Origin of the sequence: Gordonia prachuapensis, from assembly GCF_036350515.1 — a bacterium.
Classification (GTDB): domain Bacteria; phylum Actinomycetota; class Actinomycetes; order Mycobacteriales; family Mycobacteriaceae; genus Gordonia; species Gordonia prachuapensis.
On record NZ_JAZDUE010000012.1, the window covers coordinates 173,651 to 184,212 of the forward strand.

11 protein-coding genes are annotated in these 10,562 nt (G+C 66.5%); 2 read left to right on the plus strand and 9 right to left on the minus strand.

Going from position 1 to position 10,562, the window contains the following annotated elements:
• Window positions 1–36: 36 nt before the first annotated feature.
• The 9 genes from V1Y59_RS15645 to V1Y59_RS15685 all read right to left on the minus strand — a co-directional run bounded on the left by V1Y59_RS15645 (window position 37) and on the right by V1Y59_RS15685 (window position 7,437).
• Window positions 37–777: a uracil-DNA glycosylase gene (locus V1Y59_RS15645; RefSeq protein WP_330505877.1), complete on the minus strand. Its 741-nt coding sequence runs from the start codon at window positions 775–777 to the stop codon at window positions 37–39.
• A 9-nt stretch (window positions 778–786) separates the two neighbouring features.
• Window positions 787–2,073 (minus strand): benzoate/H(+) symporter BenE family transporter, encoded by a 1,287-nt coding sequence (locus V1Y59_RS15650; RefSeq protein WP_431309187.1) that lies wholly within the window; start codon window positions 2,071–2,073, stop codon window positions 787–789.
• 170 nt (window positions 2,074–2,243) lie between these two features.
• Window positions 2,244–2,789 carry a uridine kinase family protein gene (locus V1Y59_RS15655; RefSeq protein ID WP_330505879.1) on the minus strand — a complete coding sequence of 182 codons (546 nt, stop codon included), beginning with the start codon at window positions 2,787–2,789 and terminating at the stop codon, window positions 2,244–2,246.
• On the minus strand, window positions 2,786–4,324 hold the full coding sequence (locus V1Y59_RS15660) for an alpha/beta hydrolase (protein ID WP_330505894.1): 1,539 nt from the start codon (window positions 4,322–4,324) through the stop codon (window positions 2,786–2,788). Before V1Y59_RS15660 ends, V1Y59_RS15655 begins: the two co-directional genes overlap by 4 nt.
• 96 nt (window positions 4,325–4,420) lie before the next feature.
• Window positions 4,421–5,032, minus strand: coding sequence for a recombination mediator RecR (gene recR, locus V1Y59_RS15665; RefSeq protein ID WP_330505880.1), 612 nt, complete (start codon window positions 5,030–5,032; stop codon window positions 4,421–4,423).
• A gap of 6 nt (window positions 5,033–5,038) precedes the next feature.
• Complete coding sequence (locus V1Y59_RS15670) at window positions 5,039–5,410, minus strand: YbaB/EbfC family nucleoid-associated protein (protein ID WP_330433361.1); 372 nt, start codon at window positions 5,408–5,410, stop codon at window positions 5,039–5,041.
• Window positions 5,411–5,431: 21 nt separating this feature from the next.
• On the minus strand, window positions 5,432–5,761 hold the full coding sequence (locus V1Y59_RS15675; protein ID WP_330505881.1) for a hypothetical protein: 330 nt from the start codon (window positions 5,759–5,761) through the stop codon (window positions 5,432–5,434).
• Window positions 5,762–6,067: 306 nt separating this feature from the next.
• Complete coding sequence (locus V1Y59_RS15680) at window positions 6,068–6,949, minus strand: pseudouridine synthase (protein ID WP_330505882.1); 882 nt, start codon at window positions 6,947–6,949, stop codon at window positions 6,068–6,070.
• 50 nt (window positions 6,950–6,999) lie between these two features.
• Entirely contained in the window at window positions 7,000–7,437 is a 438-nt protein-coding gene (locus V1Y59_RS15685; protein ID WP_330505883.1) for an SRPBCC family protein, read from the minus strand.
• A gap of 79 nt (window positions 7,438–7,516) precedes the next feature.
• On the opposite strand from V1Y59_RS15685, the gene V1Y59_RS15690 reads away from it, so the two are divergent.
• Together V1Y59_RS15690 and V1Y59_RS15695 are read left to right on the plus strand one after the other, a co-directional pair.
• Window positions 7,517–8,908 carry an FAD-binding oxidoreductase gene (locus V1Y59_RS15690; RefSeq protein WP_330505895.1) on the plus strand — a complete coding sequence of 464 codons (1,392 nt, stop codon included), beginning with the start codon at window positions 7,517–7,519 and terminating at the stop codon, window positions 8,906–8,908.
• Window positions 8,905–10,230 carry a class I SAM-dependent methyltransferase gene (locus V1Y59_RS15695; RefSeq protein ID WP_330505884.1) on the plus strand — a complete coding sequence of 442 codons (1,326 nt, stop codon included), beginning with the start codon at window positions 8,905–8,907 and terminating at the stop codon, window positions 10,228–10,230. Before V1Y59_RS15690 ends, V1Y59_RS15695 begins: the two co-directional genes overlap by 4 nt.
• Window positions 10,231–10,562: the final 332 nt, after the last annotated feature.

A 10,562-nucleotide genomic window follows, 5' to 3' on the forward strand; every position in this document is an offset into this window, starting at 1 on the left:
CCCTTCCGCGACGACACTGCCACCACTCCCCGAAGCCTACCCGCCGTCCCGTCCGTCCCGTGGAGGCTTGGTCGCCAGTCCGGCGTGCGCGGCGGCAGCGCGAAGTACGTCGGCGAGCATCTCGGGTGTGAGCCGTCCGGTGAACGTATTGTGTTGACTCACGTGATAACTCCCGAAAACCGCCAACTCCGCCTCGTCGCGGCGGATCACTGTTCGCGCACCATGGCCGAACTTGGGTTTCGGCCGCTCGACGATCCACCCGAGATCTCCGAACGCCCGCAGGCCGGCCTGCCATCCGAACGCACCGAGCACCACCACGGACCGCAGAGTCGGCGCCAGCAGGGCGAGTTCGGCGTCGAGCCACCGAGCACAGCGATCACGTTCGGCAATCGTCGGCTTGTTCTGCGGCGGAGCGCAATGCACTGGGGCCGTCATCCGCACCCCGAACAACCGCATGCCGTCGTCGGCCGAGTCGGCCGTCGGACGGCTCGCCAACCCGACCTCGTGCAGCGTCCGGAACAGCACGTCCCCGCTCTGATCTCCGGTGAACATCCGCCCGGTCCGGTTGGCCCCGTGTGCGGCCGGCGCCAGCCCCAGGATCAGCACCCGCGCGTCGACCGGCCCGAAGCCCGGGACAGGTCGCCCCCAGTACGTCTGGTCGGCGAACGCGGCGCGCTTCTCGCGGGCCACCTGCTCACGCCACTCCACCAGCCGTGGACACGCCCGGCAGTCGATGAGGTCACTGTCGAGCGCGGCCATCGTGCGATAGGCGCCCATGAGTCAACCCTACGGACGCGACTCCGATGCGCCGAAGTCGTTTCGTTCGACGAGCCATGCCGCGACCACGCCGGCTACCAGACCCCAGAACGGGGCACCGATGTTCAGCACGGTGAGATCGGAGACGGTGACCAGGAAGGTGACGAGCGCGCCCAGGGTGAAGCCGCCCGAGAACGCGGCTCGGAACGCGTTCTGCAACGCGCCCAGTAGAGCCAGACCACCGACGGTCGCGATGAACGCGGCCGGCATCGCCAGCATCACCGCGACGAAGGCGGGCGCGAACAGACCGACCAGTACTGCCAGCAGGCCGAATGTCAACGCTGCGGTGTACTGCCGTTCACGGCGACCGTCGGCGACGAGAATCGCGTTGGTCGGCCCCGCCAGGCACGTCGAGATCGAACCGATGAAGGCGGCAAGCATCGACATCACCCCGCAGGCCACCGTCACCACGGTGACCGGCGGCCGATGCCCCGCAGACCTCAGTACGGCGACGCCCTGCCCGTTCTGTACGACGATGACGGTGATCGCGAGCGGGATCACCAACTCGACGATGGCGCGGACCGTGAACTCCGGCATTTGGACGACGGGCGCCGCGAAGATGTCCGACGACGTCCTCTCGAGGTCGAACTGACCGGAGGCGGCGACGGCGGCGATCCCGACGAGCGACGCCCCGATGATCGGCGGCATCCAACGCCTCAGCGCGCGATGGCAACTGAGTAGGAAGAAGGCCACCACCACGGGTACCGCGACCACCGGATCGGTGCCCACCGACGTCACGACGTCGACGCCGAACTGCAGGAACACCCCGGCGACCATCGCCATCACGATCGGGGTCGGCAGAGCCGACATGAAGGCACGGACCCGCCCGGTCAACCCTATCGCCGCGATCAGCACACCGGTGAGGACGAATGCGCCGAGAACCTCCGCCCAGGCGAGGTGCTGTAGCGACGCGCCCACCAACACGGTTCCCGGTATGGTCCAGGCGAACGCCAGCGGCATCCGGTACACCCAGCTGGCGACCGCGGTCAACGCACCGTTGAGGACGAACACCCCGAAGATCCACGACGAAAGCTCCGCCGCGCTGAGATCGCCGGCCGCGCCGGCGGCGAGGATGATCGCCACCGGCCCCGAGGCCGAGAAGATCAGACCGACGACGCCGTTGAGTAGGTATGCCGGACCGACGTCACGAAGCACGGTGCGGGGGCGCGCGATCCGAGCGGCCGGCCTCTCCGACCGATCATCGTCAGGGTCGAGAACCGCTGTGGCGGTGTGCGGGCGCGTGTGCGACGCGACCATGCGAGAAGCTCCTGGCATCGACAATCCTTGGCACGGCATCACTTTGCCGGAAGCCCCATCGTATCGCCGATGATGCCGCAGACCAGGACAGAGTTTCGTCGGATTCATTCATGCTCGCGATGAATGCCGCCGGCCTGAAGGAGCGAGAGTGCGCGTGGACGTCGGCGACCTCAGTCCAGGACGCGACACCGTTCCCGTGTGCGATCCACCGCAAACCATCCACGCTCGAACTGTTGCCACTGCTCGAGCTGCGGCCGCGATCCCTCACCGTCGCGGGCGACGCTGCGCTCGAGCCGCTGCGCGGCGGTCCCACCATCGAGCCACAGGGAATGTGTCAAACGCGGGGCGATCCGCCGTCGCGCCGACGACACCCCTTCGATGATCAGGAGCGGTTCCCAGCGCAGCCACACCAACCGTCCCGGCTCGGGGACGCCGTCACGCCACACCCGGGGACGGAAGTGATAGTCATGTCGCCGCACAAACGCCTGCAGCACATCGGTTTCCAGCTCCGGCCACCAGGCGACCGGGTTGTCCCAGGTGGCAAAGTCGTCGGTACGGATCAGCTGCACCCCGACTCGGTTGGCGCGCAGGCGGGATACCAAAGCGTCGGCGACCGTCGACTTGCCGGCCCCGGACGGGCCGTCGATGGCCACGATCCCGGAGTCCATCTCGTTCGCGATATCGTCGAGCCGACGACCGATCGCCGGGTCGATCATCTGACGGTTCCGATCCCGGTTCGCGGCGGATCGGTCAGTGACGCTACGATCGGCGGCTCGGGAACCCTTGTGACAGGAGTACGTCCGGATCTCAGATACTCGACGATCGCGCGATCCAGGGGCGGGTTGGACCGACCCAGTTGCCCATGGTCACCGCCCCCGACGGTGATCAGATGGCTACGCATCTGACGTTGCATCACCAACGATTCGCCGTACGGGGTCTGCGGATCGCCGAGGCTCTGGATCTGCAACGGCTGCACCGCAAGCCCTCGGTTGCGCAGGGCCACCGGCCGCGTGACGGCAGGTGCGCCGGCACATGCCATGCCGGACTGGTAATAGAGGCCGGGCGCCTCGAAGATGTCGGCGACGAGGTAGTTCGCGTAGAGGGAGCCCGGGATCTGCCACGGCTGCGCCGGCACCTGATTCTCGTTGCACAGGATCAACGCCTGCATCTCCTGCAGGTTCGTCAGGATTCGGACGATGTCGGGGTCCGGCTGGGAGGGCGGCTGGGCCCGACCGGCGATCCGCATCGCGACCAGCGGCCATGCGTTGCGGTCGGGCGCAGCCTGTCGGGTGACGCCGAGCAGCGAGGAATTCGCCTGCAGCCCACCGGGCACCACGAGTGTTGCGATGAGGTTCTCGAACTCGGCGCGGGCCTCCGCGGTGAGGTTGACCCCCGCGAGGTACTGGCCGGCCACCGCGCGCAGACCGGGCGGCACATCACCCACCTGTGCGGGAGGTGCGGCCAGCGACGGTGGCACACCGGACTCCTCGGCGACCTTCGCACTCCACTTCCGGTAGACCGCCAACGGTGTGCGACCCAGGTGATAGATGTTGTCGCGCTGCGCGATCCACGCCATCATCTGGTGGACTCGGCGTTTGTACCCGGGCGTCTGCGACGCCAGCACACCGTTCCACACCAGCTCCGGGTTCACACCGGAGTCGAGAATCAGCCGGTCGGTGTGCCGCGGGTAGAGCGTCGCGTAGGTCGACATCAGCAACGACCCGTAGGAGATGCCGTACAGGCTCACCCGCTCCACGCCGAGGGCCTGACGCACCACCCCGATGTCGCGGGCAGTGTTCTCGGTGGTCAGAGTGCGGACATAGCCAGGGCGACTCTGGTCGCAGCGTTCCCGGTTGACCGCGCCGGCGGCGACGATTCCCGCCAACGGCCCTGCCTCGGCGGCCGGCGCACATTCCACTGGTGTCGATGACAGCAGCCCGCGTGGCTGCACCGCCACGAGGTCCCACTCGTCCCGCATTGCATCGGGGATCGGCAGCGCCGAGAACATCCCGACCGCGTCTCCCCCGGGGCCACCCGGATTGCCGATCAGCACCCCACGCTTGCGGGAGGGGTCGCGAGCTGCCAGGCGGCTGACCGTGATGTCGATCGTCGGCCCTGACGGGTTGGCATGGTCCCGGGGCACCTGCACCGTCGCGCATCGCACCTCGGGGGCGGCGAAGTGGATCGCCGGGCACGGCCCCCAGTCGAGTCTCTGCTCGGGAACCGCGTGGGCCTGCGGCAACGCCGTCATTCCCAGTGCACTTCCGACCGCCACGGTCACTGCGAGCAAACGAGTGCGAACTCTTCCCCGACGCGTCACGGGTCTATCTGTAGCAGACCTGCCGGGTTATGCGAGTATCCGTCTGCCCGACAGCGCTCGTCCCAACGTCAGTTCGTCGGCGAACTCCAGATCGCCACCCATCGGCAGCCCGGACGCCAGCCGGGTGACCGACAACCCCGGGAAATCCTTCAGCATCCGCAACAGGTACGTCGCGGTGGCCTCGCCCTCGGTGTTGGGGTCGGTGGCGACGATGACCTCGGTGACGTCGTTGCCGTCCTCCTGGGTGGCCAGACGTTTGAGCAGCTCACGGATACGCAGTTGATCTGGTCCGATGCCCGACAACGGGTCGAGCGCGCCGCCGAGGACGTGGTATCGGCCGTTGAACTCCTTGGTGCGCTCGATGGCGTGCACGTCCTTGGGTTCCTCGACGACACAGATCTTGGTCGCGTCCCGTCGGGCGTCGGAGCAGATCCGGCACAGCGCGTTCGCCGACACGTTGCCGCACTCCGCGCAGTAGGTGACGTCGTCGCGGACCCGGGCCAGCGCAGCGATCAGCCGGTCGATGTCCTTGTTCTCCACCGCCAGCAGGTGAAAGGCGATGCGTTGCGCACCCTTGGGACCGAGACCTGGCTGTTTGGCCAGCTCGTCGATCAGATCCTGGATCGGGCCCTCGTACATGGCGGCCTACTGGCCGAGGCCGGGAATTCCGCCGCCGAGACCTCCGGCGAGCGGCCCCATCTTCTCCTGCGCGAGCGCTTCGCGCTTCGTCGACAGATCGGCGAGGGCGCCGAGAACGAGATCCTGCAGCGTCTCGATGTCGTCGGGGTCGACGACCTTGGGGTCGATGGTCACCGCCGTGACCTCGCCCGTTCCGTTTCCGGTCACCGTGACCAGGCCGTTTCCGGCCGATCCGGTGACCTCGGCCGCCGCGATCTCGTTCTGAGCGGACAGCAGCTGTTCCTGCATCTGCTGGGCCTGGGCGAGCAGCCCGGCCATCGGGTTGTCGCCGCCTTCACCGCCGCCGAAGAGTGCGCTGGGGTCGAAAGGTTGAGTCACGTCCTCAACTGTATCGCCGTCTCACCGAAGTAATCGATCCACGTGCTCGGCGAGTTCGTCGACGGTCGCACCGTCACCCGGGGTGACGACGAACGAGAGGACCTCGTCGCCGAACAGCCGTCCCGCGCGGCTGGTCAGCGCGAACTCGAACCTGTCGTCGACGCGTCGCCACTGGGTGATGGCGCCGTAGACAGGTGCGCTGGCGCCGGTGCTCACGCAGTATTCGTCGGCGCGCGGCCCGCCCGTGAGGTCCCGCTGGATCTGGAAGCACGCCATCGACTCGTCGTCGATGAACACGACGGCCTCGCAACCGAGGTCAGGGTGCCGCTCGTAGGTCGCCTGGATGGCCATTCGGTCAGGCTACATTCCGTCGTTGATCGAGCATCCCGCGTTCCCCACTCGCTGATCGAGTAGCCCGCGTCCCCACTCGCTGATCGAGTAGCCCGCGAACGGAGTGAGCGTGCGTATCGAGATCCGGTGACGTGGCCTCGATACGTCCTCGGCTAGCGCCTCGGACTACTCGACCACCGGAAGGGGACCACCTGAGCTACCCGACCACCGGAAGGGGACCACCTGAGCTACCCGACCACCGGAAGGGGACCACCTGGGCTACCCGACCACCGGTAGGGGACCACCGGAAAGGAACCACCGGAAGGACTACCCGACCACCGGGAGCCCCGACACGAACTCCCGACGCTCCCCCGACAGCGGGTCGTCGAACGCGAGCGAGTGCGCCAGCAACCGCAGCGGTTGCGTGAAGTCACCGTGGTCCGGACGTTCGGCCAGGTCAGGCCGTATCTCGGGGTAGAGCGGGTCGCCGACGATACCGACGCCGAGCTGCGCCATGTGCATGCGGAGTTGGTGGGTGCGCCCGGTGTGCGGTCGGAGGTCGTAGATGCCGCCGGCCGCGGTCTGCTCGATCAGCGTGATATCGCTGATGGCGTTGACCTCGCCCCGCACGACGCGCGCCCGCAGGTCACCGGCGGTCTTCTCGATCCGATCGGCGACGGTGACGGTGGTCGCGAGGTCGTCACGGACCGGGGCCAGGGCACGGTACTGCTTGCTCACCCGACGTTCGGCGAACAATGCCTGGTACTTCGCGCGAGCCTCTGGCCGCAGCGTGAAGAGCAACACCCCGGCGGTCAGACGGTCGAGCCGATGCGCCGGTGACACCAGGTCTGTCCCGAGTTCACGACGCAGCCGCACGAGCGCGGTCTGCGTCACGTGACGGCCGCGCGGCATGGTGGCCAGGAAGTGTGGTTTGTCGACGACGACGATGTCGTCATCGACATGGAGGATCGTCAGGTCGAACGGGATCGGCGGCTCGTCGGGCAGGTCCCGGTACAGATAGACCGACGTATTCATCCGGGCCGGATCGTCGAGACGTACCGCCCGCCCCTCCGCGTCGACGATTTCCCCGCGTTCGGCACGTTCGGCCAGATCATCGATCGTCAGTCCGGCCAGTGATCGCGTCGCGAGCAGACAGTCGGCGACGGTGTGGTCGGCGCCGGAACGCAACACGACGCGGGTCGCATCCACCCCGTCCCGCGGCGGCAGCGGCGGGGCGAGGCCTCGGCGACGACGGCGGGTCAGCTCTCCAGGCGCTTCTTGAGATTGCCGAGCAGTTCGGCCTGGATCTTGTTCAGCCCCTTGGGCGCGAACGTCTTCTCGAAGAACCCGCCGATGCCGCCGGCACCGGTCCAGGTGGTCGTGGTGGTGACCTTGCTTCCCGTACCCGCCTTCGCCACGACGTAGGTGGTCACCATCGACGAGTTCTCGTCGTTCTCGGTCACCGTGTCGGGCACCACGTTCACGGTGGCCTTCACGTCGCGCTGGCGCTTCTCGGTGGCCTGCAGAATCCAGTGGACGACAGTGCCCTCGCCGTTACCGCCCTCGAGGACCTTGTAGTCCCGGTACTGCGCGGGCAGGATGGCGGGCCGCACCTCGTTGTAGTCGGCCAGCGCTGCGACCACGGCATCCGGCGCGGCGGCGATGTCGATCGACTGGGTTGCGGAAACCTGACCCACGGCGTGTTCTCCTTCGAACTGATTGGCGGGGCACAAACTCACGTCCTAGGCTATCCAAGTGAGCTCGGACCGGTTGGAGATGGGTGCGCAGGCGTTCGATGAGGGTGTCGCCACCCTTCTGTCCAGCTACCGTGCCATTCCTCCGGGTGCGACGGTCCGTCTGGCGAAGAAGACGTCGAATCTGTTCCGCCAGCGCGCCACCAACCCACATCCGGGTCTCGACGTGTCCGGCCTCGACCGGGTCATCTCCGTCGACAAGTCCACCAGGACCGCCGACGTCGCCGGGATGTGCACCTACGAGAACCTGGTCGCCGCGACACTGCCGTATGGGCTGGCACCGAAAGTCGTGCCCCAACTGAAGACGATCACGCTGGGCGGTGCGGTCACCGGGCTCGGCATCGAGAGCACGTCGTTCCGCAACGGCCTGCCGCACGAGTCGGTGCTGGAGATCGACATCCTCACCGGCGGTGGCGAGATCATCACCGCCACCCCCACCAACGACAAGGCCGATCTGTTCTTCGGCTTCCCGAACTCGTACGGCACCCTCGGATACTCCGTGCGGCTGAAGATCGAGCTGGAAGAGGTCGCACCGTACGTCGCATTGCGGCACGTCCGATTCCATCGGCTCGACGACCTGCAGGAGACGATGGCGGCGATCGCCGACGACGGCTCCTACGACGGCGAGCGGGTCGACTACCTCGACGGTGTGGTGTTCACCGCCGACGAGTGTTACCTGACCTTGGGACGTCAGACGGACGAACCCGGCCCCACCAGCGACTACACGAAGCGAAACATCTACTATCGCTCGATCCAGCATCGCGACGGTGTAACCCGCGATCGGCTGACCATCCACGACTATCTGTGGCGTTGGGACACCGATTGGTTCTGGTGCTCACGGGCTTTCGGCGCGCAGAACCCACGAATCCGCCGGTTCTGGCCGAAGAAGCTGCTGCGCAGCAGCTTCTACTGGAAGCTGATCGGGCTCGACCATCGCTTCGACATCGCCGACAGGCTCAACGCCCGCAAGGGCCAACCGGCGAACGAGCGCGTCGTACAGGACATCGAGGTCCCGATCGAGAACACCACGGCCTACCTCGAGTGGTTCCTCGAGAACATCCCGATCGAGCCGATCTGGTTGTGCCCGTTGAGGCTACGGGAACCGTCCCTACCCAACAGTGACGCGGTGCGGCCGTGGCCGCTCTATCCTCTCGAACCCCGACGCACGTATGTGAACGTCGGATTCTGGTCGGCGGTACCGGTCACGCCCGGCGATCCCGGACACGCCAACAAGTTGATCGAACGCACGGTGGCCGAGCTCGATGGTCACAAATCGCTCTATTCCGAGTCCTTCTATGCGCCGGACGAGTTCGATGAGCTCTATGGCGGTGAGAACTATCGACTCCTCAAGAAGCGGTACGACCCCCAGGGCCGTCTGCTCGACCTGTATGCGAAAGCGGTGAAACGACAATGACCACGTTCAAGGACAGTTCGCTGCACAACGGTGGCACCTCTGCGCAGCACAAGATGACGTTGGCCCAGATCTTCGAGGCGCTCATGGGCGGTCAACTGACCGTGCGGATCACCGCCTACGACGGCAGCGCCGCCGGACCCGAGGACGCCGAGTTCGGCCTGCACCTCGCCACCTCCCGCGGTACCACCTACCTCGTCACCGCCCCCGGCGACCTCGGGTTGGCTCGTGCCTACATCTCCGGCGATCTCGAACTCACCGGAGCGCATCCGGGCGATCCGTACGGTGCGCTCCAGGCGTTGGCCTCCGATCTCAACTTCGTCCGGCCCTCCCCCCTGACCCTGGCGCACATCGCGAGGTCACTCGGCATCGAACACTTCCGTCCGATCGCGCCGCCGCCGCAGGAGGCCCTCCCGCGGTGGCGTCGGTTCACCGATGGCCTGCGGCACAGCAAGTCCCGCGACGCGGAGGTGATCCATTACCACTACGACGTCTCGAACACCTTCTACGAATGGGTGCTCGGGCCGTCGATGACCTACACATGTGCGGTCTATCCCGACCTCGACGCGTCGCTGGAAACGGCTCAGGAGAACAAGTATCGACTCATCTTCGACAAGCTCCGCCTGAAGCCGGGTAATCGCCTCCTCGACATCGGTTGCGGTTGGGGCGGAATGGTGCGCTATGCGGCGCATCGCGGCGTCAAGGTGATCGGCGCGACGCTCTCGGCCGAGCAGGCGGAGTGGGCGCAGAAGGCGATCGTGGAGGAGGGGCTGGCCGACCTCGCCGAGGTCCGGCACTGCGACTACCGGGACATCACCGAGACCGGCTTCGACGCCGTCTCCTCCATCGGACTGACCGAACACATCGGTGTCAGCAACTACCCGGCCTACTTCACCTTCATCCGTGACCGGTTGCGGGTAGGCGGCATGCTGCTCAATCACTGCATCACCCGCCCGGACAACCACAAACGGGGGCGCGCCGGCTCGTTCATCGACCGGTACGTGTTCCCCGACGGCGAGCTGACGGGCTCCGGCAAGATCATCTCCAAGCTGCAGGACGTCGGCGGTATGGAAGTGGTGCACGAGGAGAACTTCCGCGACCACTACGCGATGACGTTGCGTGACTGGAACCGCAATCTCGTCGAGCACTGGGACGAGGCTGTCGAGGAGGTCGGCGAAGGCACCGCCCGCCTGTGGGGTCTGTACATGGCCGGCTGCCGGATCGGATTCGAACGCGACATCGTCCAGCTACATCACGTCCTGGCCACCAAGCTGGATGACAAGGGGCACAACGATCTTCCGCTGCGTCCGTGGTGGGACGCCTGATCTCGATACGCGGAAAAGGACGCGCTGACCACCCGCCGGTTGATCTCGATACGCGACTCACTTCGTTCGCCGCTACTCGATCAGCGGGAGAAGGACGCGCTCCACACCCGGTGGTTGATCTCGATACGCGACTCACTTCGTTCGCCGCTACTCGATCAGCGGGAGAAGGACGCGCTCCATACCCGGTGGTTGAGTAGCCCGAGCCGCTAGTGTCCTGCGCCATAAATTCGTTAAATAACTGTAACGGAGGGATGTTGCGCGGCAAACGGGCTGCTCGGGCGTGGGATCCTGGGGTATGGCAGGTGGGCGACCGAAGATCGAGTTGGTGTTGA